Raw genomic sequence first — 24993 nt, forward strand, 5'->3', positions numbered from 1 at the left:
ATGTCTTTGTTTTTGCTAGCCCAGGCTCGCCATGGCGAGCTTGGCGCCGAAGCCGAGGAACATGGCCCCGACCCCGCCCTTGAGCACCGACGACAGCCCCTGACGTCGTCGGAAGGCATGCGCCAGTCGCGTACCGGCAAAGATCAGCGTCGACAGATAGAGCGCGCTGAAACATTGCAGGATGGCGCCGAGCGCCAGGAAGGTCAGGGCCGGATGCGGGTAGGCCGGATCGACGAATTGCACGAAGAACGACACGAAGAACAGGATGGCCTTGGGATTCATCAGGCTGATACCGAGCGAACGGCTGAACGGTCGCGACAGGGCGATGGCCGGCACACTGGCCTCCGGCACGTCCTGGCCGCGCAGCCGCCAGGAGCGCACGCTGCCGCGCAGCATGGCGATACCCAGCCAGGCCAGATATGCCCCGCCGGCATACTTGATGCCGGCAAACAGCAGCGGATTGGTCTTGAGCAGCGAGGCCGCCCCGGTGGCCGCCAGCGTCATCAGCACCGAGTCCCCGACGAAAATGCCACAGGCGCCGCGAAAGCCCTGGCCGATACCGCGCTGTGCCGCCACGGACAGCACATACAGCGAATTCGGTCCGGGCAACAGCACAATCACGATCACACCAAGCACGTAGGTAGTCAGGTCGGTAATCCCCAGCATCCGGTTCTCCTTAGTCGTTGGCTCAGGCGCGGGTACGGGCACGTTGCTGGTCGATGGCCACAGTGAAGCGATCGAACAGATAGGCCACATCCTGAGGTCCCGGACTGGCTTCCGGGTGACCTTGAAAACCGAAGGCCAGACGGTCGGTCAGGCTGATGCCCTGCACCGTGCCGTCGAACAGGCTGCGGTGCGTCACGCGCACATTGGCCGGCAACGAGGTTTCATCGACATGAAAACCATGGTTCTGGCTGGTGATCATCACCCGCCCGCTGTCGAGATCCTGCACCGGGTGATTGGCGCCATGATGGCCGAACTTCATCTTGCCGGTTCGGGCGCCGCTTGCCAACGCCAGCAACTGGTGGCCAAGGCAGATACCGAACAGCGGCATGCGCAGATCCAGTAACTGGCGGATAGCACGAATGGCGTAGTCACAAGGCTCCGGATCCCCGGGGCCATTGGACAGGAAGACCCCGTCAGGTTGCAGCGCCAGCACTTCGTCGGCCGGCGTGGTAGCCGGCACCACGGTCAGGCGGCAGCCGCGTTCGGCCAGCATGCGCAGAATGTTGTGCTTGACGCCAAAGTCGTAGGCCACCACATGGCGCGCCACATCGCGGCGCGGCACGAAGCCCTGGCCGAGACGCCATTCGCCCTCCTGCCATTCATAAGGGGAGGTGCAGCTGACTTCGCGCGCCAGATCCTGGCCGGCCATCGAACCGAAGGCCTGTGCCAGTGCCACGGCGCGCGCAGGGTCGATGTCCCCGGCCATGATGGTGCCGGCCTGGGCCCCGCCTTCGCGCAGGATACGCGTCAATCGTCGGGTGTCGATGCCGCCAATCGCCACCACCTTGTGTTCGCGCAGGTAGTCGGACAGCGATTGTCCGGCCCGGAAGTTGCTGTGTCGCAGCGGGACATCGCGCACGATGAGCCCAGATGCAAAAACGGCGCGAGATTCGTTGTCTTCCGAATTCGCGCCGACGTTTCCGATATGGGGATACGTCAAGGTGACGAGTTGCTTGCAGTATGAGGGATCGCTGAGGATTTCCTGATACCCCGTGATGGCAGTATTGAATACCACCTCACCGACCGACAGGCCGGTGGCGCCGATGGCGTGCCCCGTGAAAAGGCTGCCGTCGGCCAGTGCGAGAATAGCGGCTGTTGCTGACACGGCTGGCTCCTGGTGAGTCTTTTTATGATTGTCTGACGTGAATAACGGGACTGGCGCCACGCGCTCGTCCCGTTTTGCCAAACCTTCTCATCATATGATCATCAGCCTTTTCTGGCAACAGAAACTTATATTTTTGCGACATGAACGTAAACAAAGACGACGTGAAGATAAGTACTGACCACCTGACAGATCGCGCTCAGGGCCGGGCACCGCTGAATACCGCATCAACCTCGACCAGCCCAGACCCCACGGCCTGCACGCGCAGCTGGCTGACGCGCACTGCATGGCGCTGCTGCAGCTCGGCCAGCAGGTGCAGCCAGCCATCAAAGGCAACCCGCCCCGCCAGCCGCACGCCGTCAGCCTGCCGGGACCACTGCCAATCGTGATGATCCAGCCCCTGCGCCTCGGCCAGTTGCGCCAGACGCTCGGGAAGCTGCGCCAGGGGCAGCGACGGTTGGACACTTTGCCCGCGCAGCGCCTGCCAGTCCTGCGCGACGGCCTGCAGACGGGCTGCGTCGCCCTGCACTTCGATCAGAACCTGACGCGAGGTCTGCACCGCCTGCCACAGTGGCCCGCGCCACACGCCGTATTGCAGGCCAAGCAGGAGCAGCAGCGCCAGCGGCGGCCAGAGCAATCGCCACGGACGCACAGCCCGCGACAGCCAGCGCGGTCGACGCCAGACCAGGCGGCTCACCATGCCCCCTCCGCGTCGGGGCGGGCGGCAAAGCGCAGCGTCAGTTGCAGGGCATCGGCCTGCGCCACGTGCCAGCCCCCCTGCGCCAACAGTCGGGATTGTTCACGGCTCAGGCGCGGGAAGGGTCGGCTGCCCTGCAGGGTCAGCAAACCTTGCCGATAGTGCAGTCCCTGCAATGCCCCGGCCTCGGCCAGCCCGGAAGGCAGGGCGGCCAGCATCGGCAGCAAGTCGCCGTCCTGTGCCAGCCCATGCTGCAGCCGTCGCTGTGCCAGCTGCTGGCGGGCCTGGTCCAGCACTTCGGCACCAGCGGGCCGCGGCGTCACCCCCATAGGCTGCGCCAACTGCTGCATCTGAGCCACCAGCTGTGCACGCTGCCAGCTGAGCCAGCCCCACTGCGCCATCAACCAGCCCCCCTCCAGCAGCGACAGCAGCGATAACAGCACGACCCCCTCGCGGCACAGCGCTGGGACACGGCGCAGGGTGCGCCACCAGCGCGCCAGAGGGGGGGAAAAGTCATGAGCGCAGACCGGCTGCGCCTGCTGCCAGCGGCAGTCCGGCTGCCGCCGCCAGGGCAGATCCGCCAGCGCATCCGGCAGAGCACTGTCACCGCACAGCCACAGTTGCTGAGGTTCTCCCCGGCGGCGCAGCGTCGCCCACAGCGCGTCCCCCTGATGCGGCACGCACAGTGTCTGCCCGTCGGCAAAACGCACCGCCCAGACAGCCTCTCGCCGGGCCACGACCCAGGTGTCAGCAGGCGGCAAGGGCAGGCACTGCTCCTCAGGCACGATGGCGCTGACAGCGACGCCCTGCCGCCCGAGCCAGCCCAGCACCGCCTGCAGCGGCGCCTGTGCGGTCAGACACACCCGCAGATCCGTCCTGTCCGGCAGGCTGGCATAACGATTGTCCTCCGCCTCATTGAGCAGGCCCTCTTCCAGCGCATAAGCGATCAGGGCCGAGGTCTGCCGCCGGGTACCGCCGGGCAGTGCCACGCGCGCGCAGCGACTCGTCCCGGCGGCCAGCACCAGCAGGCATTGATCAGCCCCCCGGGGCAGCACCCCTCCCTGTCCGCTACTCAGCGTCCGGCCCTGGGCATCGCTCAGGCTCCAGAGCACTTCCGATTCGGCCGTCGTGGCCGACAGATACACGCGCAACACCGACATCGGCTATCTCACTCCGCAAGAGGGGGCAAGGCCCCCGGTTCTGCCCGCCGAAGCAGGCGCACCCGCCCGGCCTCCACTTGCAGGATGGCCTCGACATGGCGCTCGGCACGCTGATGCCGGACGACACCATGCAACTGAAACAGCACCGAGCTGGTCGCAAACAAGCTGGGGCGCAACACGGCAGCAGCCCCGACCCGACTGGCAAAATCCGCCTGATCACGAAACGGCAAGGTACGACGCTGCTGCAAGACACGCGCCAGCGCAGCCGGCGCCACCTCCGGCAACAAGGCCTGCAACAGCGGCAAGGGCGCCGTGTTCAGATTGATTCGGCTGAAGGAGCTCGGCAGCAGACTTACCAGCGGACCCAAACGCTGCATGACGGCCGGGGTGTAGCCACTGACCTCGGCCAGTTGCCGCCAGTCGCGCAATCCGCGTACCGCTTGACCACTGCCGCCCTGGCCATCAGCCGGGCGCAGCCCCTGCCAGCGCACCAGTTGATCGGCCAGCGTCCCCGGCAGCTGCAAGGACTGCAACAGCCGCTGATAGGCCTCGAGCATGTCCTGATTGACTCGCCCGTCCGGCAGACCCAGTGCATTGAGGTTCAACCTTGACTGCAAGTCATGCAGCCGGGCCTGCCAGTGATAGTCACCCTCACTACCCTGCCAGGGACGGGCCCAGGACTGGTTCAGCGCCACGATGGCACGACTATGCAGACGGGTTGCCGCCCAGGCCAGCTGGGCATCCAGCAGCAAGCGCATCTGAGCCCGCTGACGATCCACTTCCACCTGCTGCCACCACAGCCCCTGTTGCCACAACACCAGACTGGCGGCCGAAGCGGCCAGCGCCACCAGTAACAGCGCCATGATCACCGCCATGCCGGACTGACGCCTCATGGCAACCGCCAGAAGCGTGTCACGCTGCCCAGGGCACGGTCGCGCACCTGCATTTCCAGCAAACGAGGCCGGTTGGCCGAAGCGCCGTGCCACTGCTCGACCCAGCGCCCGTCATCCAGTTGCAGGCGCCACTGCACCCGGGCGCCGGAAGACAACAGGGGAAAGAACTGGCCGTCGGCACGGCTGCTGGACCAGGCCAGGCCTTCCTGACCGGCGCGATAGCGTACCTGGTCCAGGCTGCCGGGCGAGGGCGTGCCGGGCAGCCAGACGCTCAGCACCTGATTCGTGGGTTCGCCCTGCAGCAGCAGGCGGGGCCGGGGATCCGCGCCATCCAGGGGGGGCAGGCGATCAAGATCATGACCCACGCGGGCGAACACCCGGGCCAGATCGACCCATTGCGCCGAGACCGACAGCAACCGTTCACGGGCGATCAGCAGGGCACTGAAGCCCTGGTAACCCAGCACGGACAGGATGGCCATCAGGCTCATGGCCACCAGCAACTCGATCAGGGTCATGCCCTGCTGCCTGGCCGATGGCGCCGTCATGAGCGCGCCCCCGGCAAATAGGCCACTAACCGTGCCAGGGGATAATCCCGCCCGGCATCGGCCTGCACGCTGACCTCGATCCGCAGCAAGCTGCCTTCGAACAAAGGAGAAACCTGCTGGCGCCAATACCAGCGCCGCTCGTCCAGCTCGACACTACCTTGCTGCAGACCAGGGACCGGTGGCGTCCCTGCCGTCTGCAGCAGGGCGAGATGATCTTCGGCCACCCAGCCTGCCAGCATGCGCTCGCGCAGTACCATACTGTTCTCGGCGGCCAGACCGCTGACTCGCAGCAGGGCCGACAGGGCAATGGCGGTAATCGCCAGTGCCACCAGTACCTCCAGCAGGGTAAAGCCTTGCTGCCTCATGGCGCCGCGCCGTCCAGCGAGACCCGACCCAGCGGCGACAGACTCAAATCCACCTGATGCCCGCCGCCGGTCAGACGCAAAACCAGCCAGGGGCTCTGCCCTTGCTGCCACAGCGGCCAGGGCTGCGCGGCAGGGGCACGCAGAATCTGCGCCTGAACCCCTTCCGGCCAGGCATGCGCCGCAAAGAAGTCATCGCCGGCCGGCTGCCAGCGCCCGGCGACATCGCGCCGCACGAAGGCATAGCCGGCCGGTTGCCAGCGCAGCGCCAGCGGGTCGCCCTCCTCTGCCATGGCGACGCCCTGCTCCAGCATCCGCGCCAGACGATAGCTTTCTTCCTGCAATTGGCGATGCGTGTCCGGGCTGATCGACAGGGTCAGGGTGGTGGTCAGGATGCCGATGATGGCCATGACCACCAGCACCTCAAGCAGGGTGAAGCCGCGCATCGTGCCTCACTGCATCCAGTTGCCGATATCGCCATTGACCCCGCTGCCGCCCGGCTGGCCATCGGCCCCCAGACTCCACAGATCGATCTCGCCATGCGCCCCGGGATTGAGATAACGATACGGCGTCCCCCAGGGATCAAGCGGCAGTCGCTCGAGATAACCGCCGGGTTTCCAGTTGCGCGGCAGCGGCGGCGTGGCCGGCTGCTGGATCAGCGCCTGCAAGCCCTGGACCGTGGTCGGGTAACGACCGTTGTCCAGGCGGTACAGTTTGAGCGCCTGCATCAGGGCATTGATGTCCTGGCGTGCCGCCACCACCCGGGCCTCATCCGGGCGGCTCATGACCTTGGGCACCACCAGGGCGCCCAATACCCCGAGGATGACGATGACCACCATGATTTCGATCAGGGTGAAGCCGCGCTGCATCTTGGCCGATGACTGCATGAAAACTCCTTGAAACGCCGTGAAGGCAGGTTGATGGCAAAACCGGAAATCGGGTGGCTGCACTCAGTGCACCATCTGGTTCATGTCGATGATCGGCAGCATGATGGCCAGCACGATCACCAGCACCACGCCCCCCATGCACAGAATCAGCAGCGGTTCCATCAGTGCGCTCATGGTGCCCAGCCGTCGCTCGACCTCCTGTTGCTGCTGCAGGGCGGCCCGCTCCAGCATCAGCGCCAGGGTCCCGCTGGACTCTCCGCTGCCCACCAGGTGCACCAGCACCGGGGGAAAACAGCCGCGTGCCGCCAGGGCACGCGACAGCGGCTGCCCTTCGCGCACCTGGGTCATGACCTCGTCCATGGCGTCACGCAGCAGCAGACAGCCGAGCAGCGGCTGGACGGTGGCCAGAGCAGACAACAACGGCACGCCGCTGGACACCAGGATCGCCAGCGTGCTGGCCATGCGGGCCGTGTTGATGGCCAGCAGCAGACTGCCAAACAATGGCAGGGCGAGCAGCAGGGACTCGCTGCGCCGGCGCCATGCCGGCCGCGATAACAGGCGGCGCAGGCACAGCACCACACTCAGCAGGCCAGGCAACAGCAGCCAGCCCCATTCACGCAAGCCGGCGGACAGGGCCATCAGGGCCCGCGTCAGCCACGGCAGCGTCTGATGGCTCTGGACAAACACCCCGACAACCTGCGGCACCACCCAGGTCATCAGGCCGCTGACCACCAGCAAAGCAACCAGCATGACGGCCAGCGGATAGGCCAGCGCCTGAATCAGTTTCTGCCTTGCGCTGGCACGCCGGGCCAGATAGTCGGCCAGCCGGACCAGCACGCTGTCCAGACGGCCACTCTGTTCCCCGGCCTCGATCAGCGCACGGTACAGCGGCGAAAACACGCCGGGACGCTGGGACAGCGCCCCGGCCAGACTTTGCCCCTGCAGAATGTCCGTGCGCAGCGCTTCCAGCACCTGCCGTGCCGGGCCCTGACCGGTCTGCTCGATGACGGCGCTGAGCGCTCGTTCCAGCGGCAACCCGGCCTCCAGCAAGGTGGACAACTGCTGGGTCAGCAACACCAGACTGCCGGCCGGCAGGCGCAGGCGCCGCTGCCGGCCTGGCAACTGCAACGTCAGCGGCATCAGCCCCTGTTCGCGCAGGCGGCTGCGTGCCTGGCGCGCACTTTCGGCCTGCAGTGTTCCACGGAGGCGCCGTCCGTCCTTGTCGAGTGCCTGATAGCGATAGCTGGCCATCTCAGGTCCGGGTCACACGCAAGACTTCTTCCTGAGTGGTCTCGCCGCGCTCGACAAGCCGCAGACCATCATCGCGCAGACTGCGCATTCCCTGCGTCTGCGCGTGCTGCCGCAGTTGCTGTTCCGAGGCCGCGCCGTGGATCAGCCGCTGCAATTCGGCATCAACCAGCAACAACTCGTACAGACCGGTACGACCACGGTAGCCACTACCACCGCAGGTCTGGCAGGCATGCCTCACCGGCCCCGCCCGTGTGGTGCGGCAATCCGGGCAACAGCGTCGCACCAGCCGTTGCGCCATGACCGCCAGCAGCGACGAGGCCAGCAGAAATGGCTCCACCCCCATGTCCACCAGCCGCGTCACGGCACTGACGGCATCATTGGTATGCAGGGTAGCCAGCACCAGATGGCCGGTCAGCGAGGCCTGAATGGCGATCTGGGCGGTTTCCAGATCGCGGATCTCGCCGATCATGATGACATCCGGGTCCTGGCGCAGGATGGCGCGCAGGGCACGGGCAAAGCTCATGTCGATGCGGGCATTCACCTGGGTCTGGCCAATACCCGGCAGGTGGTACTCCACCGGGTCCTCGACGGTCATGATGTTGGTCTGATCGGCATCCAGCCGCGACAGGGCTGCATACAGGGTGGTGGTCTTGCCCGAGCCGGTCGGCCCGGTCACCAGCAGGATGCCGTGCGGCTGACGAATCACCCGGTCGACGGCCGCCAGGGTGTCGGGCGGCATGCCCAGCGCGCCCAGGTCCAGGCGGGCGGCCTCTTTGTCCAGCAGACGCAGCACCACCCGCTCGCCAAAGCCGGTCGGCAGGGTCGAGACCCGGACGTCGACCGGCCGCCCCCCAAGGCGCAGCGAGATGCGGCCATCCTGCGGCAGGCGCCGCTCGGCAATATCCAGGCTGGCCATGATCTTGATGCGCGACACCATGGCGGCATGCAATGCCCGGTGCGGACGGGCAATGTCGCGCAGCGTGCCGTCCAGGCGAAAGCGCACCACCGAATACCCCTCGAAGGGCTCGATGTGGATGTCGGAGGCCTGCTCGCGCAAGGCCTGCGCCAGCAGCGCATTGATCATGCGGATGATCGGGGCATCGCCCTCGCTCTCCAGCAGATCTTCCACCGTGGGCAGGGACTCGATCAGCCGGGCAATATCCAGGGTCTGGCCGATGTCCTCGACCACGCCGGCCGCCCCGTCATGCTCGGCATAGTGCGCCGCCAGGGCCTGGCCGAAGGCCGTCTCCGTCAGCAGGACGACCTGTGCCGGTGGGCCGAACAGGCGCAGCACCTCACTCCATCCCTCCGGCGCCGCATCCTCGCGCACCTGCCAGCTGCCATCCGGCAGCAGCAGCACGCCCTGATCACGGGCAAAGGCAAAGGGCAGACGACGGCTCATGGTGCGCCGCCCTCCCCCTGCAGCGACTTGATGCCGCTGGGCAGCGCTTCCAGCGCGCTGCGGGCATCCAGCGCCAGCGGGCTCGTCCGGCGCGCATAGCTGTCGCCCAGAATGTAGCGATAGCGCTCTTCGGCGATGGCGCGCGCACCGCCGTCATCCCGCACGATGGTCGGTTTGAGGAACACCAGCAGATTGGTTTTGTTGCGGGCCTTCACCTGATGCCGGAACAGCCAGCCCAGACCGGGGATGTCGCCCAGCAGCGGGATCTTGTCCTGATTGTTGCTGACGGTCTCCTGGATCAGCCCGCCGATGGCGATGATGCCGCCATCCTCGACCGTGACCGAGGTTTCCACCGAGCGGATGTTGAAGGTCGGGAGAGTGGAGTTGGCACTGGCCGGATCAATGGAGGAGGCCGTCTGCAGGATCTTCATGCGAATGCTGCCGCCCTCGGAGATCTGCGGCACGATGGCCAGCTTGAGGCCGACCGTCTTGCGGTCATAGGTGGTAAAGGGCGAGGCCGTATTGCTGCCTGAGCCGAGATTGCTGTACTGACCGGTCTGTACCGCGATTTCCTGGCCGACCTCGATGCGCGCCGGTTCATTGTCGGTTGCCATCAGCGTCGGGTTGGAGAGGATATTGCCCTGAGCCTCGGTCTCGAGTGCGCGGGCCAGCACCGTCAGGTCCAGCACATTGCCCAGCCCCTTGACGTGCAAGACACCAGCCCCGCTTCCGGCCGTGAGTCCCAGCCCCTGACTGCCCAACTGCAGCGCCAGCGTATTGCCGCCGGCCGACCCACTGCCGGGCTGTGTCTGCAGCGCCTGCCAGCGCACGCCCAACTCCTGCAGACGCTGTGCCGAGACCTCCATGACCAGGGTCTCGACATGGACCTGAGCGCGCCGGCGATCCAGCAGGTCGATCACATTGCGCAGGTTGCGATACATGCTGTCCGGCACATTGAGAATCAGGGCATTGCTGGCGGTATCAGCCTGCACCAGCGTACTGGCCGGGGTGTTGCCGGCGGCGGATCCGTCGGGCGCTGCCGCCGGATCGGCCGCCAGGGGTGCGGCATTGCTGCTGCCGGCGTCCTGATTGCCGGCGACCTGCCCCTGGCCGATCCCGCTGGCGGCGGGGGATGAGGGCAGGCTGCTCTTGCGCGTTTCGGCCAGCGGGGCGGCACTGCTGCTCAGCAGGGCTCGCAAGGTTTGCGCCACGCGGGCGGCATCGGCGTTTTTCAGGTACACCACCCGTACATTGGCACCGGCCTGGCTGGGCTGATCCAGCATCTGCACCAGTTGCCGCACCTGGTTAAGCCGCCCCGGCAGGTCGGCACGCACCAGCAACACATTGGCCCGGCTGTCGGCATTGATGATCAGCCGGCTGCCCTCACTGCCGGCATCCTGCAGCAGCTTGCCCAGCGTCGTCGCCAGCTCACTGGCCGAGGCATAAAGCAAGGGAACCACGGCCGTCTGACTGTCGGCCACGCCCTCCAGGCTGGCCACGATGCTTTCGATGCGGCGCAGGTTGTCGGCGTAGTCCGTCACCACCAGCGCATTGGCCTGGGCAAAGGCGGACAAGGCATTGTTGGGAGACACGATCGGCCGGATGACCGGCAGCAACTGTGCCGCATTGCTGTTTTTCAGGGTGAAGACCCGGGTGATCAGTCGCTCGCCGCCCTGACCGCCCCGGGTCGCGACACGGGCGTGCAGCTTGGCATCCGACTCGGGCACGATCTTGACCACCCCCTCCCCCTCGACCGCGCTGAAGCCCTGCAGACGCAGTGAGGACAGCAGGATCTGGTAGGCCAGCGCCCTTGACACCGGCTGGGAGGAGATGATGTTGACGGTACCTTTGATGCGCGGGTCGAGCAGGAAGTTGTGCCCGGTCATCTCGCCGATGGCGCGCACCACGGTCTCGATATCGGCATTGGCAAAATTGAGCGTGACACTCTCCCTGCCCGCCGGCGTGGCGCCAAGCGGCGTGTTCAGTGCGGCCAGCAGGAACAGCAGCCCCGCCAGGTGGTGGCGCGGCATCACTCGTCGTCTCCCGGCAGCGGCAGGGCATCCTGACCGCCCCCCTCCCCCGCCGGGGTCGTCTGCCGGCTGAGGGGATAAAAGTGCTGATGGCGTCCCTGAGCCAGAATCAGGCCATCCGGCGCAATCGCCTGCACGCGCCATTGTTCCAGTTGCTGACCGGCCAGCAGCGCCAGGCTGGCGCCATCACGGCGGGCAATGGCAAAGCCGGGCTGATGCGCCCCGTGGCCGGGCGCAAAGACGCCGAGCACGACCAGACCAGGCGGGTCGGGGGGCACAAGCGGGCCGAACCAGTGTGCCGACGCCAGACGGCTGGCGGCCTGCTGCAAGTCCGGTGCGGCCGCGGGCTTTGCCATCACGACAGGCAGCGTCGGCAAAGTCAGCAGCCGCCAGCCGGACCAGACCAGGCAGAGACACAGCAGCGCCCAATGGCGACGAAAGGGGAAGCGGGAAATATCGATGACGTTCATTGTGTCCGAGCGTACTGATCGTGGCCTCGCCCTTCACCTGACCGGAGGAACGGGAGGCGGCACGAGCAGAACACTGATTCAGGCTGATAATCAATCGGACAATTATTAATAGCTGCTTTCAAATGGCAAGGCGGCGCGGTCGATCCATGGCGGCCGGCCAAAAAAAACCGCCGTGCGGTCCCTTGGGACGGCACGGCGGTGGCAGGCGGGGAAGCCGCTCAGAAGCTGGCTTCGCCCAGCTCCAGCACGCTTTCGGCCCCTTCGACGATGGCATGCGCCAGGCCGGCGGTCTGCGGCAGCAGGTGTTCGCCATAAAAGCGCGCGGTGACCAGCTTGGACTGCAGGAAATCCTGATCGGCGCCCTCCTCGGTCAAGCCACGCTGGGCAATCAGCGCTGCCCGTCCCATTTGCCAGCCGCCGAGTACGATACCCATCAGCTTGAGGAAGGGTACCGAGCCGGCTGCCGGCCATTCCGGCCGGGTAGTGAAATGTTCGAGCACGAAACCGATGGCGCGACTGGCGTCTGCTGCGGCACGACGCAAATTGCGCGCCAGACCGCTCTGCCCGGCAGCCTCCAGCTCGCGCACCGTCACCAGAACCTCTTCCAGCAGCCCCTGCGCCACGGCGCCCTGGTCACCGGCAGTCTTGCGGCCGATCAGATCCAGCGCCTGGATACCGGTCGTGCCTTCGTAAATCGCCGTGATGCGCGCGTCGCGGTAGTACTGCGCCACGCCGGTCTCCTCGATATAGCCCATGCCACCGTGTACCTGGATGGCCATCGAGGTGATCTCATTGGCCTGTTCGGTATTCCAGCCTTTGACGATGGGGATGAGGAAATTCAGCAGTGCCTGGTTGCGTGCACGCTCTTCCGGTACCGGATGATGGCCGGCACGATCCAGTGCGGCGGCGGCATAGCAGGCCAGTGCCCGTTGCGCCTCGATCTGCGCCCGCATGGTCATCAGCATGCGGCGGATATCTGGATGGCGAATGATCGGTACGCCTGCGGCATCGGCGGCGCCGACGGCACGGCTTTGCACGCGCTCGCGGGCATAGTTGACCGCGGCCTGATAGGCGCGCTCGGACACTGCCAGCCCCTCTACCCCGACGCCGAGACGGGCATGGTTCATCATGGTGAACATATAGGCCAGGCCTTTGTTCAGCTCGCCCACCAGATAGCCGACGGCGCCGCCCTGATCGCCAAAACTCATCACGGCAGTCGGGCTGCCGTGAATGCCCAGCTTGTGTTCGATCGACACGCAGCGCACATCGTTGCGGGCGCCGAGGCTGCCATCGGCATTGACCAGGAACTTGGGCACGATGAACAGCGAGATGCCCTTGACGCCGGCCGGGGCATCCGGCAGTCGGGCCAGCACCAGATGGACGATGTTGTCCGCCATGTCATGCTCGCCCCAGGTGATGAAGATCTTCTGGCCACTGATGCGGTAGCTGCCGTCGGCCTGGGCTTCGGCCCGAGTGCGGACCTGCGCCAGATCGGAACCGGCCTGCGGTTCGGTCAGGTTCATGGTGCCGGTCCATTCGCCGGTCGCCATGCGCGGCAGGTAGAGGTCCTTGAGGGCCTCGCTGGCATGGTGTTCGATCGCTTCGATGGCCCCCAGGGTCAGCATCGGTGCCAGGGAAAAAGCCAGGTTGGCCGAACACCACATTTCTTCGGCCGCCAGCGCCACCAGGGCCGGCAGGCCCTGGCCGCCATAGGCTGCCGGGGCGCGCAGGCCGACCCAGCCGGACTCGACATAGCCCTTCCAGGCCTGCTTGAAGCCCGGGGCGGCGGTCACCTCGCCATCGTGCCAGCGTGCCCCCTGATCTCCCTGGCGGTTGATCGGTGCCAATTCCTGTTCGGCGAACTTGGCGCCCTCCTCCAGGATGGCCTCCACCAGTTCAACGCTGCAATCCTCATAGCCCGGCAGGCTGCAGACCGATGGCAGCTCGGCAATCTGGTTGAGCACGAAATTGAGCTCTTTCAGCGGTGCCTTGTAGTTCATGCTGTTTCTCCCGTGTTGCTGTGTTTTTATATGAAAAAACCGGCAAACGCGCCCCTCGTGCGTTTGCCGGTCTGTTTACTGCGACATGCCTGCTCAGCCCTTGGACAGTTCAGCCAGCAGCTCGGGCACCACGGTGAACAGATCGCCGACAATGCCGTAATCCGCCACCTGGAAAATCGGTGCCTCTTCGTCCTTGTTGATGGCCACGATGACCTTGGAATCCTTCATGCCGGCCAGATGCTGAATGGCACCGGAGATCCCGACGGCAACATACAGCTGCGGCGCCACCACCTTGCCGGTCTGACCGACCTGCAGGTCATTGGGCGCATAACCGGCATCCACGGCGGCGCGCGAGGCCCCGAGTGCCGCGCCCAGCTTGTCGGCCAGCGGCGCCAGGACGGCCTGGAACTGATCGGCCGAACCCAGGGCACGCCCGCCCGACACGATGATGCTGGCGGCGGCCAGTTCGGGACGATCCGACTTGGTCAGCTCCTGCGAGACAAAGCGCGACACACCGGCATCCGCGGCAGCGGCAATGTTCTCCACGGCAGCGCTGCCGCCGCTGGCAGCCACGGGATCAAAGGCCGTGGTACGCACGGTGATCACCTTGACGCTGTCGGCAGACTCGACCGTAGCCAGCACGTTACCGGCGTAGATCGGGCGCACGAAGACATTGGGCGATTCGACGGCCACGATGTCGGAGATCTGCGCCACGTCCAACAGGGCGGCGACGCGCGGCAGGAAGTTCTTGCCGCTGGCGGTGGCCGGCGCCAGCACATGGCTGTAGCCCTTGGCCAGACCCAGCACCAGATTGGCCAGATTTTCAGCCAGACCGTGGGCATACAGCGCATCGTCGGCCAGCAACACCTTGCTCACGCCGGCGACCTGACGGGCCGCTTCGGCAACGGCGGCGCAACCCTGGCCGGCCACCAGCAGGTGAATCTCGCCGCCGATCTTGCCGGCCGCAGCAACGGTGTTCAGGGTGCCTGCTTTCAGGCTGTGATGATCGTGTTCAGCAATAACAAGAATGGCCATGTCACAGCACCTTTGCTTCGTTCTTGAGTTTGGCCACCAGCTCGGCTGCGTTGGCCACCTTGATGCCGGCAGCACGGCTGCCCGGCTCGGCGACTTTCACGGTCTTGAGACGCGGCGCCGGATCCACCCCCAGCTCGGCCGGGGTGAGTTTGTCCAGCGGCTTCTTCTTGGCGGCCATGATGTTCGGCAGCTTGACGTAGCGCGGCTCGTTCAGACGCAGGTCGGTGGTCACGATGGCCGGCAGACGCAGATCCACGGTCTCCATGCCGCCGTCGATTTCACGTGTCACCTTGATGGTTTCACTGCCCAGCTCGACCTTGGAGGCAAACGTGCCTTGCGCCCAGCCCAGCAGGGCGGACAGCATCTGGCCGGTCTGATTGGCATCGTCATCGATGGCCTGTTTGCCGAGGATGATCAGTTGCGGCTGTTCGCGCTCGGCCACGCTCTTGAGCAGCTTGGCCACGGCCAGCGGCTGCAGTTCGACCTCGGTTTCCACCAGAATGGCGCGGTCGGCCCCCATGGCCAGCGCAGTACGCAAGGTTTCTTCACACTGCTTGACCCCGAGCGACACCACCACGATTTCCGAGATCTTGCCCGCCTCTTTCAGCCGGACGGCCTCTTCCACCGCGATTTCGTCGAACGGATTCATCGACATTTTGACATTGGCGATGTCAACGCCGGAACCATCGGCTTTGACACGGACTTTGACGTTGTAATCAACAACGCGCTTTACAGCTACAAGGGCTTTCATCGTTCTGGTTCACCATATTGAGTTGTATCAAAGGCGGTGCGTATCGGCGTTCGCCGTCGCGTCCGGTCTGGGTGCCGGCTGGGCGAACGGTGAAGACGTCCTGATTATGCATGATCATCCATTTCAAACAAGCGTTTGTTTGGAGTGACATCAGCATATCGTCGCAAAAATGCAACCAAATCCAGATACTACGTCATCTGACGATAATTTGCATGGCGTCAAACTGCGGTAGTATGGACGTCCATTTCTTTGTCATAGCCAGGAAGCACACCATGACCGTTTACTTCGAAGAGTTGAAAGTGGGCGATGTTGCCGAGTTCGGCAAAACCATCACCGAAGCCGATGTGCTGATGTTTGCCGCCGCCAGTGGCGACACCAATCCGGTGCACTTCAACCAGGCCTATGCCGAAACCACACCGTTCAAAACCCGCATTGCCCACGGCATGCTGACGGCCAGCCTGATCTCGACCATTCTCGGCACCAAGCTGCCGGGCGAAGGCACGATCTATCTGTCGCAATCGGCCAAATTCAAGGCGCCGGTGAAGCTGGGTGAAACCGTGATCGCTCGTGCCACGGTGATTGCGCTGGACGAGGCGAAGAAGCGGGTGACGCTGGCCACGCAATGCCTGGTCGGCGACAAGGTGGTGATGGAAGGCGAGTCGCTGGTGATTGCCCCCAGCCGCAGCTGATTCAAGACCGGTCCGGCACGCCGTGCCGGGCCAGCGCCCAGGCCACATGCTCGCGCACCAGCGCGGAGGGATGATCGGCCCGCGCCTGCAGGGCCGCGATCACCGCGGGGCTGCCCGGCGCATTCCCCAGGCCCACGGCCAGATTGCGCAACCAGCGTTCGAACCCGATGCGATAGATCGGACTGCCGGCCAAGCGGGCATGAAAATCTGCTTCACTCCAGGCAAACAAATCCACCAGACTGACCCGGTCCAGCCCGTGCCGGACCGCGAAATCGGCCTCACTCGCCGGCACGGCAAAGCGATTCCACGGACAGGCCAGCTGGCAGTCATCACAGCCATAGACACGATTGCCGATTAATGGCCGCAACGTTTCGGGGATGGGACCGGCCAGCTCGATGGTCAGATAAGAGATGCAGCGGCGTGCATCGACCTCATACGGCGCCACGATGGCACCGGTGGGGCAGGCGCTGATGCAGCGCGAGCAACGGCCACAATGCCCTTGCTGCGCGGCATCTTCCGGCAAGGGCAAGGTGGTAAACAGTTCGCCGAGGAAAAACAGCGAACCCTGCTCCCGGGTCAGCAGCAGCGTATGTTTGCCGCGCCAGCCCAGCCCGGCCTGGCTGGCCAGCGACACTTCCGCCACCGGGGCGCTGTCGGTAAAGGCCCGGTGGCCGTAAGGACCGATGTGGGTCTGAATGCGCTCCGCCAGTTTCTGCAGGCGGTTGCGCAGCACCTTGTGATAGTCGCGCCCCAGGGCATAGCGCGACAGATAGGCCTGCTGACCATCCTGCAACTGCGTCATGGCATCGGCCGCCGTCTGCGGCCAGTAGTTCATGCGCACGCTGATGACCGACAAGGTCCCGGGGACCAGCGCGACGGGCTGCACGCGCAGCACGCCGTGGCGCGACATATAGTCCATCTCGCCATGATGGCCCTTGCTCAGCCAGTCATTCAGCCGTGCCTCGGCGGCCGCCGGCAATGACGGGCGGGTAATACGGGCGTCGGCAAACCCCAATTCATGGCTCCAGGCTTTGATTTGCCGCGCCAATTCGGGATAATCCGGTGTTTGAAAGGATATTTCGCTCATGGACTCACATGATACCAGCCTATGTTATCTGCCAGACGAGGCCGCTACGCTGGCGCTCGCCGGGCGGTTTGCACGCGCACTGACGCCGGGGCTGGTAATTCATCTCCATGGCGATCTGGGTGCCGGCAAGACCACCTTCACTCGCGGCCTGCTGCAAGGACTGGGCTATCAGGGCAAGGTCAAGAGTCCGACCTATACCCTGGTGGAAACTTATTCCCTGCCCGCTTTGACACTACACCACTTCGACCTCTATCGCTTTGCCGATCCCGAGGAGTGGGAAGACGCGGGCTTTCGCGATTATTTCGCGGCAGACACGGTCTGTCTGGTGGAATGGCCGGACAAGGCACAGGGGCTGTTGCCGCCACCGGACCTGATCCTGGCACTGGAGGTGGCCGACAGCGGCCGTCATTACCGATTCACCGCATTGAGCGAGGCAGGAAAAACATGTCTGACACGCCATTCGACCCCACCCGCCGCCGATTGCTGAATCTGGCGGCAGCCACGCTGATCCTGTCGGTCAGCCGGGTCAGCCGTGCAGCCGAAAGCCAGTTGGTCGCCGTCCGCGTCTGGCCGTCTTCGACCTATACCCGGGTCACGCTGGAAACCAGCGCGGCCGTACAGTTCAAGACCTTCACCCTGGCCAACCCTGACCGTCTGGTGGTGGATCTGCAGGGCATCAGCCTGAATGGCATCCTCAAGGATATCGGCAGTCAGATCAGCGCCAGTGACCCGTATATCAAGTCGGCACGCGCAGGCCAGTACTCTCCGGACACGGTGCGTCTGGTACTGGAGCTGAAAACACCGATCAAGCCGCAGGTGTTTACCCTGGCGCCGGTGGCGGACTTCAAGAACCGCCTGGTGGTCGACCTGTATCCGGGCGGGGCCGCAGCGGCACAGGATGACCCTCTGCTGGGGCTGCTGGAGGATTACAACAAGGGCACCATGACGCAGCCGGACGTGCGCACCCGCAACAAGCCCTCCCCCAGCCAGGGCCGCCCGATCGTGATCATGCTCGACCCCGGCCATGGTGGCGAGGATCCCGGTGCCACCGGCCCCGCCGGCAATCACGAAAAGCATGTCGTGCTGAAAATCGCTTCGCTGCTCAAGTCCCTGATCAACGCCGATGGCAAGATGAAGGCTTACATGACGCGCGAAGATGATGTCTTTATTCCGCTCGGTGTACGGGTGGCCAAGGCGCGCAAGCTGAACGCCGATCTGTTCATCTCGATTCATGCCGATGCCTTCACCACGCCGCAAGCCAGCGGGACATCGGTTTTTGCCTTGTCGGAAAAAGGCGCGACCAGTGCGGCAGCACGCTTCCTGGCACAAAGCCAGAACGAGGCCGACTTGATCGGCGGGGTAAAGATTGCCAATACGCGCGACAAATATCTGGCCAATACCCTGTTCGACCTGACGCAGACCGCCACCATCAATGACAGCTTGAAGCTGGGCCGTCTGGTGCTCAACCAGGCCGGTTCGCTCAATCGCCTGCACAAGGGCAAGGTCGAGCAGGCCGGGTTTGCGGTGCTCAAGGCACCGGACATTCCTTCTATCCTGGTCGAGACCGCCTTCATCAGTAATCCGGATGAAGAACAGCGGCTGATCAGCGGGGAGTTCCAGCAGAAAATGGCGCAGGCGATTTATGATGGCATCAAAGCCTACTTCGCCCAGGGTGCTGCGCTGGCCCGGGTCTGAGCAGGGTGGCCAGCGAAAGAAAAAACGGGGCGAATCGCCCCGTTTTTTCTTTCGGCTGTCCGGCGGTCAGATTTCATTTTCCATCGGCTCGGTCTCAACGGCCGGCAGGCGATAGCCCTCTTCGGCCCACTGGCCGAGATCAATCAGCTTGCAGCGCTCGGAGCAAAACGGCCGCCAGGTGCTGGCAGCCACCCAGCGCACCTTGGTGCGACAGGTCGGACAACGGACGACAGTGACAGATTCAGACATTTTCAAAGTTAAAATTTGCAGTGGGTCAGGCCGAACTCGATGTCGCTCTCGGTCTGGCGGGCACGCGACTCGCCGGTGCCGGCCTCGATGAAGCGGATGTTCAGCGCGTATTTGTTGGCGGACAGCTCAGGCAGGATGCCCAGCGTTTCATCGTAATTCACCCGGATCAGCTGAACCACCTTGCCGCCAGACATTTGCTGGAATGCACCGTGGCGGGCCACGTAGTGGTGGGTTTTACCACTGTCGCGCAGGATTTGCAGCAGGATGCGCGTGGCTTCGGCAGTCGGCATCAGCGGGGCAACCCAGCGTTTCAGGTCGATGCGTCGCTCATCGGAGGTTTTTTCCTGCCACAGATGGTAGGAGGGCAAATCGAACTGGCAAGTCCCGCCCGGAATGCCTGCCCGCTGTTTGATGGCCATCAGCCATTCGTTTTCGCGCAGATGCTGGCCGAATTTGCCGGTCAGGGCCAGCAGATCGGTCGAGGTCGCCTCGATCGACTCCAGCACCCCTTCCAGGGTTTCTTCCGCCACATTCGGGTTGTCGCGCAAGGCCTCGAGCATTTGCTTCTGTCGCTCGAGTTCCTGCAGCAGATCCGCCTTCAGATCGGCCCTGGACGCGGTTTCCATCAGCTCGAACAGCACCAGCAGCGCAGCATGATGCTCGTAGCAATGCTCACGCTCGATGAAAAAGCCGAGCCGTCCATAGAGCTGTTCCAGTCTGAGCAGGATCCGAGTCCGCTCGGTGACAGGGAATTCAAAACTGATCACGACGCGTCCGCCCTTCTTGGTGGCTTTGATTCAGGATGGTTAATCTAGCTGAGAATGGCATGATAATAACGATGTTTCTCCTCAACTTGAAGCCTCAAATCATCCAATGAGCCGTTATTGTGGATAATATCGTCCGCGCGGGCCTGTCTTTCTGCCCGAGACATCTGCGCCGCCATGATGGCGCGCACCTCCGTATCGGACAATCCACTGCGTTGCGCCACGCGCGCCACCTGCAGCGACTCGTCACAATCAATCAGCAAACTGCGTGAAATCAGGGTCAGATAGCGCTGGCTTTCAAACAGCAGCGGCACCACCAGCAGCGCGTAAGCCCCCTGTGCCTGCTGCAGCTGACGCATGCCGTGCACCATGATCATGGGGTGCAGGATCGCCTCCAGCCGTGCACGCGCCTGCGGATCGGCAAACACCTGCTGCCGCATCGCCACCCGGTTCAGGGAACCATCCGGCAACACACACTCGGCACCAAACGCCTGGCGCAACGGCGCCATGGCCTCGCCATCGGGCCCGGTCAGACGGCGCGAGATGACATCAGTGTCGACGACCACCACCCCCAGCCCGGCGAACAGATCAGCCGCCGCGCTCTTGCCTGAACCGATACCGCCGGTCAGGCCCACTACCTTGATTGCCATGGTTCAACGTCTCTTCAAGCAGCCCCCCACAGCCAGTACATCCAGCCAGCCAGCGCCAGAAATGGTCCGAAGGGCAATGCATCACGGCGCGACATGCGCCGCAAAAGCATAAGGATACCCGCCGCAACCAAACCTGTCAGCGAAGACAGCAGCAGCAGCGGCGGCAACGCCTGCCAGCCCAGCCAGGCGCCCAGCGCCGCCAGCAGCTTGAAATCGCCATACCCCAGGCCTTCACGCCCGGTCAGCAGCCGGAAGCACCAGTACAACAGCCACAGCACCAGATAACCAGCCACCGCCCCGAGCACAGCCTGCGAGAGCGGGACACGGGCGCCGTTCAGGTTGAACAGCAGCCCGGCCCACAGCAGGGGCAGCGTCAGGCTGTCCGGCAACAGCCCGGTTTCGGCATCGATGACCAGCAGGGCGATCAGGCAGGCCGTCAGCCACAGCCCGCCAAGCAGCCAGTAAGCATCCCCCGCGCGCCAGGCCAGCAAGGCAAAACAACTCCCCGTCAGCAGCTCGACCAGGGGGTAGCGTGCGGAAATGCCGGCCTGGCAAAAGGCACAACGTCCGCGCAGGCACAGCCAGGAGAGCACCGGAACCAGGTCACGAGCACGCAGGACATGGCGACAAGCCGGACAATGCGAACGCGGCCAGACCGGGTTGTACACCCCGCTGACCTCCCCTCGCACCATGCGCGGCAGGCGGTGGATCAGTACATTCAGAAAACTGCCGATCAGCAGGCCAAACAGGCCGACCAGCCACCAGGGAAGCAAGGAAATCATCATCACATCACCGTTTCACCCAATTCAAAGATCGGCAGATAAAGTGCCCAGATCAGGCCGGCACACATCAGCCCCAGCAGCAGCATGGCAAAGGGCTCCAGCAAGCCAGTCAGCACGGCCACCCTTTGCTCCACCTCCGCCGCAAAATACTCGGCAGCCCGCGCACACATGCCGGCCAGTGCCCCGCTCTGTTCGCCGACACGCAGCAGCTGGACCAGAATCGGCGGAAACCAGGGCATGCCCGCCACGGTCTGGTGCAGGCTGCTGCCCGCACTGACCAACTGCAGCATTGTGCGCGAAAGATGATCCAGAACATGATGACCGGCCGCCTGCGAAGCCGCCGGCAATGCCACCATCAGGGGCACCCCGGCCTCGAGCAGCAGGGACAGTGTCCGGGTCCAGCGCGCCAGGGCCGCCTCGCGTCTCAGCGCCCCCCACAGCGGCAGCCGGTCCGCCAGCCGCGCCAGCAGCCAGCTGCGCCCGAACCAGGCCCGCCGACGGAGAAGCCAAACCAGCAGGACAGCACAGATCGGCAACAAGGCGCCCAGGGGGCTGGTGAGGGCGTCGGTCAGCGCGAGCAGCCCCCGCGTCACCAGGGGCAAGTCACGTCCGGCGGCCAGATAGTGCTCGCGAAACACCGGCACCACCGTCAGACAGACGCCGAGCATTACCCCCAACCCGGTCAGCATCACCAGGACCGGGTAAAACAGTGCCTGACGAACCCTGGCAGCCAGACGATTTCGCCCCTCCTGCTCCAGCGCCAGCTGCATCAGCGTCCTGGCCAACTGGCCGCCGGCCTCGGCGGCCATGATGGCCACGCAGACCCTGGCAGGAAACAGCCGCGGAAAGCGCTGCAGCGCCCGATGCAATGCCTCGCCTTCACTCAGGGCATAACTCACCCCCTGCAGTGCCTGATGCATATTAGCCGACAATGGCCCCTGGACCAGGATTTCCAGCGCCTGACTCAGTGGCACACCGGCCTGCAGCAAGGTTGCCAGCTGACGCAACACCCAGCCCAGCTGTTGTGCGTGTGATGACTGACGCAGCATGGACTCAGGCCTCTGTCTGCGCCAACGCTTCAGCCAGACTGGTTTCCCCCTGCATCACCTTGAGCAAGGCGGCCTGGCGCAAATTGGGACCGGTTTCCTGCATCTCGGCCCCCCGTCCCTCCTCGGAAAACTGCAGCAATTCGAAGATGCCAATGCGCCCGTGATAGCCACTGAACTGGCACGCCGGGCAGCCTGCAGCATCATGACAATCCATCTGTTCCGGCAGGGCCTGCGGCCACCCCAGCTCTCGCCAGCCACCCGGCGACAGATGCACTGGCTGGCGACACTGTCGGCATAGCCTGCGCAGCAAGCGCTGCGACACAATCAGCGGTCTGGCCGAGGCCAGGTTGACGGCGGAGACGCCCATATTCAACAAACGGGCAATAGACGCACGGGCACTGGCAGTATGCAGACTGGACAGCACCAGATGACCCGTTTGCGCCGCCTTGATGGCGATGTCGGCCGTAAGGCCATCGCGCATCTCACCGACCATGATGACATCCGGGTCCTGCCGTAGCAGCGCGCGCAGCGCCAGTGGGAAGTCCAGTCCACTCCGCTCACACACCGCCACCTGATGTACGCCCTCCAGCGCCATTTCAACCGGGTCTTCCACCGTACTGACATTCAGCGTCTGTACCGAGAGTGATTGCAGGCAGGCATACAGCGTTGTGGTTTTGCCACTGCCGGTCGGACCGGTCATCAGCAACATGCCATGCGGCCGGGCCAGTCCCTGCTGCAGGCGCTGCAATTGCGCGGACGCCAGCCCGAGTGCACTCAATGGCAGGGCCTGCGGCTGACTCAGGATACGCATCACCAGTTTTTCGCCTGCCAGCGTCGGCAGACTGCTGACACGGATATCGCGCACGACGCCATCCGGCAGCGTGAAGTCAAAGCGGCCATCCTGAGGCAGCCGCCGCTCGGCAATGTCCATCTGGGCCAGCACCTTGGCGCACGACACCAGGCGGTCATGCCCGACGGGAGAGGACAGCGTAGCCGGTCGCAGCTGCCCGTCGATACGCCAGCGGATGACACTGTGCACATGCCCGGGTTCGAGATGAATATCGGATGCCCGCTCGCCGATGGCGGCTTCAATCAGAGATTGCAGGTAAGCGCTGCTGGGTTCGTGTTCGAACATGACTCAGCTCTCCGTGGGTGGAAAGCTGCCAAGACTAGGCAAGTACGTGGAGAAAGAACAGGGAGCGTGGCAAAGGGAAAAGCGCAAATGGAAAAAGGGCTGCCGAAGCAGCCCTTTCCATCACAGTTCTAACTGATCGGAATCAGATTAGAAGTTGTGTTGCAGGGTGAACGCCAGGGTCTTGACGGTCAGGTCGGAACCAGAGTTCCAGCCTTGAGCCAGGGTGGTGTTCTTGTCGAAGTTTACACGACCGTAGGACAGACCAGCGGTGGTGCGCTTGGACAGCAGGTAGTCAACGCCCAGAACATACTGGGTGTAGCCCGAGTTGTTCACGCTCGAACCGTTGGCGCTTTGATCCCAGCCCTTGGCGTAGGTGATCTTCGGTACGATGGCGCCGAAAGCGTAGGAAGCGGACAGAGCAGCCTGACGGGCCTTCAGCTGAGCTTGAACCGAGTTGTTACCGGTAGCGCCAACAACATTACCGTTCCACTTCTTGGTGATGTCGAAGCCGCCGTTGTCGCCAGCGAAGCCGTCTTGCCAGTCGTAACCGGTCGAAGAAGCGTAAGCCAGGCCAACAAACAGGTTGTCTTGGTTGTAGTCAACTTCTACGTAGTGCTTGGAAGCCGAATGGTTGCCAGTGGAGCCAACGACGTTCGACGGATTGCTTTCTTGCTGGTAAGCGTAGTGAGCAGCAACCGGGCCGTAGGTGTAGTTCAGGCCAGCACCCCAGATGTTGGAGGAGCTAGTGGTGCCGTCAGCACGTTGGTTTTGAACGGCGTTTTCACCAGCGCTGTACACCAGGCCGAAGTTGAAGCCGGCGAAGGTAGCGCTGTCGTAACGGATGGCGTTGGTCAGGCGGGCACCGGTATTGGTGAAGATACCCAGACCATTAGCGCCCGACAGGCTGGCAACAGAACCGCTGGAAGCCTTAGAGCCATAACCGTAGTTGCTGTTATATTGCCACTGGTCAACCGCGCCCAGATCGTTCTGGAAGTTGTTGATGTAACCAATGCGGACCAGACCCAGGTTGCCGCCGTCCAGACCAACGAAGGTCTGACGCGAAGCGAAGCCGTCGGAACCGGTGCCATCAGCGTGAGCGCGGGTTTCAACTTGCCATACGGTCTTCAGGCCGTTGCCCAGGTCTTCGGTGCCCTTGAAACCAACCTTGGAGGTGGTATCTTGCACGCGGTTTTGCGAAGCCTGGTTGGAAACCGAGTCATGCTGTACAGCAACGCTCAGGTCACCATAGATGGTTACGTCAGCCATAGCGGCGACCGGCAGAGCAGCCAGTGCAACAGCGATCAGCTTTTTGTTCATCGCTCATTCCTTTCGAAGTCAGTTAAATTTGTCCGTAACGCTGAATTGTCCGAACATTTTGTCACCACCGTTACTGTGCGGTGGTTTGTGTCCGGAATATAAATCGCCCGTTGCTAAAATACAAAACCGTCGCGAGCTGTCGGCGCACGCCGCTAGACAAAATCACAGCAAAACATCACAAGCATATGTTTTTAATAGATATTTTAAGTTTGTCGCTTTGTTGTCAAATCACAACAAAACAATCGCAACACACATATAGTGTTGT

Annotated in this window: 27 protein-coding genes; 3 read left to right on the plus strand and 24 right to left on the minus strand. The window is 63.9% G+C overall.

Annotated elements, in window-relative coordinates:
• Positions 1–15 precede the first annotated feature (15 nt).
• The 16 genes from leuE to JNO51_RS13805 form a co-directional block, all read right to left on the minus strand.
• Positions 16–666 (minus strand): leucine efflux protein LeuE, encoded by a 651-nt coding sequence (leuE, locus tag JNO51_RS13730; protein WP_215778258.1) that lies wholly within the window; start codon positions 664–666, stop codon positions 16–18.
• Between the two features lie 22 nt (positions 667–688).
• Positions 689–1831, minus strand: a complete 1143-nt coding sequence (gene carA, locus JNO51_RS13735; RefSeq protein WP_215778260.1) for a glutamine-hydrolyzing carbamoyl-phosphate synthase small subunit — start codon at positions 1829–1831, stop codon at positions 689–691.
• Between the two features lie 196 nt (positions 1832–2027).
• Positions 2028–2528, minus strand: coding sequence for a type II secretion system protein GspM (gspM, locus tag JNO51_RS13740; protein WP_215778263.1), 501 nt, complete (start codon positions 2526–2528; stop codon positions 2028–2030).
• A complete protein-coding gene (gspL, locus tag JNO51_RS13745; RefSeq protein ID WP_215778265.1) occupies positions 2522–3685 on the minus strand; it encodes a type II secretion system protein GspL in 1164 nt (387 codons plus the stop codon). The genes gspM and gspL overlap by 7 nt, the downstream gene beginning before the upstream one ends.
• 8 nt (positions 3686–3693) lie before the next feature.
• Entirely contained in the window at positions 3694–4578 is an 885-nt protein-coding gene (gspK, locus tag JNO51_RS13750; RefSeq protein WP_215778267.1) for a type II secretion system minor pseudopilin GspK, read from the minus strand.
• Complete coding sequence (locus tag JNO51_RS13755) at positions 4575–5123, minus strand: type II secretion system protein J (RefSeq protein WP_215778269.1); 549 nt, start codon at positions 5121–5123, stop codon at positions 4575–4577. The genes gspK and JNO51_RS13755 overlap by 4 nt, the downstream gene beginning before the upstream one ends.
• Positions 5120–5488 (minus strand): type II secretion system minor pseudopilin GspI, encoded by a 369-nt coding sequence (gspI, locus tag JNO51_RS13760; protein WP_215778271.1) that lies wholly within the window; start codon positions 5486–5488, stop codon positions 5120–5122. Before gspI ends, JNO51_RS13755 begins: the two co-directional genes overlap by 4 nt.
• Positions 5485–5931 (minus strand): prepilin-type N-terminal cleavage/methylation domain-containing protein, encoded by a 447-nt coding sequence (locus JNO51_RS13765; protein ID WP_215778273.1) that lies wholly within the window; start codon positions 5929–5931, stop codon positions 5485–5487. The genes gspI and JNO51_RS13765 overlap by 4 nt, the downstream gene beginning before the upstream one ends.
• A gap of 6 nt (positions 5932–5937) precedes the next feature.
• The gene (gene gspG / locus JNO51_RS13770) at positions 5938–6372 is read right to left on the minus strand and encodes a type II secretion system major pseudopilin GspG (protein ID WP_215778276.1); all 435 of its coding nucleotides are present in this window, start codon (positions 6370–6372) and stop codon (positions 5938–5940) included.
• Between the two features lie 63 nt (positions 6373–6435).
• On the minus strand, positions 6436–7623 hold the full coding sequence (gene gspF, locus JNO51_RS13775) for a type II secretion system inner membrane protein GspF (RefSeq protein ID WP_215778278.1): 1188 nt from the start codon (positions 7621–7623) through the stop codon (positions 6436–6438).
• A gap of 1 nt (position 7624) precedes the next feature.
• A complete protein-coding gene (gene gspE / locus JNO51_RS13780; RefSeq protein ID WP_215778281.1) occupies positions 7625–9025 on the minus strand; it encodes a type II secretion system ATPase GspE in 1401 nt (466 codons plus the stop codon).
• Positions 9022–11055, minus strand: coding sequence for a type II secretion system secretin GspD (gspD, locus tag JNO51_RS13785; RefSeq protein WP_215778283.1), 2034 nt, complete (start codon positions 11053–11055; stop codon positions 9022–9024). The genes gspE and gspD overlap by 4 nt, the downstream gene beginning before the upstream one ends.
• Positions 11055–11525 (minus strand): hypothetical protein, encoded by a 471-nt coding sequence (locus JNO51_RS13790; protein WP_215778286.1) that lies wholly within the window; start codon positions 11523–11525, stop codon positions 11055–11057. The genes gspD and JNO51_RS13790 overlap by 1 nt, the downstream gene beginning before the upstream one ends.
• A gap of 218 nt (positions 11526–11743) precedes the next feature.
• A complete protein-coding gene (locus tag JNO51_RS13795; protein WP_215778288.1) occupies positions 11744–13525 on the minus strand; it encodes an acyl-CoA dehydrogenase in 1782 nt (593 codons plus the stop codon).
• Between the two features lie 93 nt (positions 13526–13618).
• A complete protein-coding gene (locus JNO51_RS13800; RefSeq protein ID WP_215778290.1) occupies positions 13619–14560 on the minus strand; it encodes an electron transfer flavoprotein subunit alpha/FixB family protein in 942 nt (313 codons plus the stop codon).
• A 1-nt stretch (position 14561) separates the two neighbouring features.
• Positions 14562–15311, minus strand: coding sequence for an electron transfer flavoprotein subunit beta/FixA family protein (locus JNO51_RS13805; RefSeq protein ID WP_215778293.1), 750 nt, complete (start codon positions 15309–15311; stop codon positions 14562–14564).
• A 272-nt stretch (positions 15312–15583) separates the two neighbouring features.
• Here JNO51_RS13805 and JNO51_RS13810 point away from each other — a divergent pair, with 272 nt between their 5' ends.
• Positions 15584–16000 (plus strand): MaoC family dehydratase, encoded by a 417-nt coding sequence (locus JNO51_RS13810; RefSeq protein WP_215778295.1) that lies wholly within the window; start codon positions 15584–15586, stop codon positions 15998–16000.
• A gap of 1 nt (position 16001) precedes the next feature.
• Here the strand turns inward: JNO51_RS13810 and queG are convergent, their stop codons facing one another.
• Positions 16002–17087 (minus strand): tRNA epoxyqueuosine(34) reductase QueG, encoded by a 1086-nt coding sequence (queG, locus tag JNO51_RS13815; RefSeq protein ID WP_215778297.1) that lies wholly within the window; start codon positions 17085–17087, stop codon positions 16002–16004.
• On the opposite strand from queG, the gene tsaE reads away from it, so the two are divergent.
• Together tsaE and JNO51_RS13825 are read left to right on the plus strand one after the other, a co-directional pair.
• On the plus strand, positions 17086–17574 hold the full coding sequence (gene tsaE, locus JNO51_RS13820) for a tRNA (adenosine(37)-N6)-threonylcarbamoyltransferase complex ATPase subunit type 1 TsaE (protein WP_215778299.1): 489 nt from the start codon (positions 17086–17088) through the stop codon (positions 17572–17574). The genes queG and tsaE overlap by 2 nt on opposite strands.
• Positions 17532–18782 carry an N-acetylmuramoyl-L-alanine amidase gene (locus JNO51_RS13825; RefSeq protein WP_215778301.1) on the plus strand — a complete coding sequence of 417 codons (1251 nt, stop codon included), beginning with the start codon at positions 17532–17534 and terminating at the stop codon, positions 18780–18782. Before tsaE ends, JNO51_RS13825 begins: the two co-directional genes overlap by 43 nt.
• A gap of 66 nt (positions 18783–18848) precedes the next feature.
• Here the strand turns inward: JNO51_RS13825 and JNO51_RS13830 are convergent, their stop codons facing one another.
• From JNO51_RS13830 to JNO51_RS13860, 7 genes are all read right to left on the minus strand, one after another.
• Entirely contained in the window at positions 18849–19031 is a 183-nt protein-coding gene (locus tag JNO51_RS13830) for a DNA gyrase inhibitor YacG (protein WP_215778304.1), read from the minus strand.
• 8 nt (positions 19032–19039) lie between these two features.
• Entirely contained in the window at positions 19040–19798 is a 759-nt protein-coding gene (gene zapD / locus JNO51_RS13835) for a cell division protein ZapD (RefSeq protein WP_215778306.1), read from the minus strand.
• 44 nt (positions 19799–19842) lie between these two features.
• Entirely contained in the window at positions 19843–20445 is a 603-nt protein-coding gene (coaE, locus tag JNO51_RS13840; RefSeq protein WP_215778308.1) for a dephospho-CoA kinase, read from the minus strand.
• 14 nt (positions 20446–20459) lie between these two features.
• Complete coding sequence (locus tag JNO51_RS13845) at positions 20460–21230, minus strand: A24 family peptidase (RefSeq protein WP_215778310.1); 771 nt, start codon at positions 21228–21230, stop codon at positions 20460–20462.
• Positions 21230–22276, minus strand: coding sequence for a type II secretion system F family protein (locus JNO51_RS13850; protein WP_215778313.1), 1047 nt, complete (start codon positions 22274–22276; stop codon positions 21230–21232). The genes JNO51_RS13845 and JNO51_RS13850 overlap by 1 nt, the downstream gene beginning before the upstream one ends.
• A gap of 4 nt (positions 22277–22280) precedes the next feature.
• Positions 22281–23411: a GspE/PulE family protein gene (locus JNO51_RS13855; protein ID WP_215778315.1), complete on the minus strand. Its 1131-nt coding sequence runs from the start codon at positions 23409–23411 to the stop codon at positions 22281–22283.
• Between the two features lie 147 nt (positions 23412–23558).
• Positions 23559–24728 (minus strand): porin, encoded by a 1170-nt coding sequence (locus JNO51_RS13860; RefSeq protein ID WP_215778317.1) that lies wholly within the window; start codon positions 24726–24728, stop codon positions 23559–23561.
• Positions 24729–24993: the final 265 nt, after the last annotated feature.

The organism is Paludibacterium sp. B53371, from assembly GCF_018802765.1.
Lineage (GTDB): Bacteria > Pseudomonadota > Gammaproteobacteria > Burkholderiales > Chromobacteriaceae > Paludibacterium.

Excerpts from the sequence above, each read along its gene's own strand:
- JNO51_RS13860 (WP_215778317.1), bottom strand. The coding sequence starts at position 24,728 with ATGAACAAAAAGCTGATCGCTGTTGCACTGGCTGCTCTGCCGGTCGCC.
- JNO51_RS13855 (WP_215778315.1), bottom strand. The coding sequence starts at position 23,411 with ATGTTCGAACACGAACCCAGCAGCGCTTACCTGCAATCTCTGATTGAA.
- JNO51_RS13805 (WP_215778293.1), bottom strand. The coding sequence starts at position 15,311 with ATGAAAGCCCTTGTAGCTGTAAAGCGCGTTGTTGATTACAACGTCAAA.
- JNO51_RS13810 (WP_215778295.1), top strand. The coding sequence starts at position 15,584 with ATGACCGTTTACTTCGAAGAGTTGAAAGTGGGCGATGTTGCCGAGTTC.
- JNO51_RS13830 (WP_215778304.1), bottom strand. The coding sequence starts at position 19,031 with ATGTCTGAATCTGTCACTGTCGTCCGTTGTCCGACCTGTCGCACCAAG.
- gspE (WP_215778281.1), bottom strand. The coding sequence starts at position 9,025 with ATGAGCCGTCGTCTGCCCTTTGCCTTTGCCCGTGATCAGGGCGTGCTG.
- JNO51_RS13850 (WP_215778313.1), bottom strand. The coding sequence starts at position 22,276 with ATGCTGCGTCAGTCATCACACGCACAACAGCTGGGCTGGGTGTTGCGT.
- JNO51_RS13825 (WP_215778301.1), top strand. The coding sequence starts at position 17,532 with ATGTCTGACACGCCATTCGACCCCACCCGCCGCCGATTGCTGAATCTG.
- JNO51_RS13845 (WP_215778310.1), bottom strand. The coding sequence starts at position 21,230 with ATGATGATTTCCTTGCTTCCCTGGTGGCTGGTCGGCCTGTTTGGCCTG.
- queG (WP_215778297.1), bottom strand. The coding sequence starts at position 17,087 with ATGAGCGAAATATCCTTTCAAACACCGGATTATCCCGAATTGGCGCGG.
- gspD (WP_215778283.1), bottom strand. The coding sequence starts at position 11,055 with ATGCCGCGCCACCACCTGGCGGGGCTGCTGTTCCTGCTGGCCGCACTG.
- gspI (WP_215778271.1), bottom strand. The coding sequence starts at position 5,488 with ATGAGGCAGCAAGGCTTTACCCTGCTGGAGGTACTGGTGGCACTGGCG.
- JNO51_RS13765 (WP_215778273.1), bottom strand. The coding sequence starts at position 5,931 with ATGCGCGGCTTCACCCTGCTTGAGGTGCTGGTGGTCATGGCCATCATC.
- tsaE (WP_215778299.1), top strand. The coding sequence starts at position 17,086 with ATGGACTCACATGATACCAGCCTATGTTATCTGCCAGACGAGGCCGCT.
- gspK (WP_215778267.1), bottom strand. The coding sequence starts at position 4,578 with ATGAGGCGTCAGTCCGGCATGGCGGTGATCATGGCGCTGTTACTGGTG.
- gspL (WP_215778265.1), bottom strand. The coding sequence starts at position 3,685 with ATGTCGGTGTTGCGCGTGTATCTGTCGGCCACGACGGCCGAATCGGAA.
- JNO51_RS13795 (WP_215778288.1), bottom strand. The coding sequence starts at position 13,525 with ATGAACTACAAGGCACCGCTGAAAGAGCTCAATTTCGTGCTCAACCAG.
- JNO51_RS13790 (WP_215778286.1), bottom strand. The coding sequence starts at position 11,525 with ATGAACGTCATCGATATTTCCCGCTTCCCCTTTCGTCGCCATTGGGCG.
- gspM (WP_215778263.1), bottom strand. The coding sequence starts at position 2,528 with ATGGTGAGCCGCCTGGTCTGGCGTCGACCGCGCTGGCTGTCGCGGGCT.
- JNO51_RS13755 (WP_215778269.1), bottom strand. The coding sequence starts at position 5,123 with ATGACGGCGCCATCGGCCAGGCAGCAGGGCATGACCCTGATCGAGTTG.
- gspG (WP_215778276.1), bottom strand. The coding sequence starts at position 6,372 with ATGCAGTCATCGGCCAAGATGCAGCGCGGCTTCACCCTGATCGAAATC.
- leuE (WP_215778258.1), bottom strand. The coding sequence starts at position 666 with ATGCTGGGGATTACCGACCTGACTACCTACGTGCTTGGTGTGATCGTG.
- coaE (WP_215778308.1), bottom strand. The coding sequence starts at position 20,445 with ATGGCAATCAAGGTAGTGGGCCTGACCGGCGGTATCGGTTCAGGCAAG.
- gspF (WP_215778278.1), bottom strand. The coding sequence starts at position 7,623 with ATGGCCAGCTATCGCTATCAGGCACTCGACAAGGACGGACGGCGCCTC.
- JNO51_RS13800 (WP_215778290.1), bottom strand. The coding sequence starts at position 14,560 with ATGGCCATTCTTGTTATTGCTGAACACGATCATCACAGCCTGAAAGCA.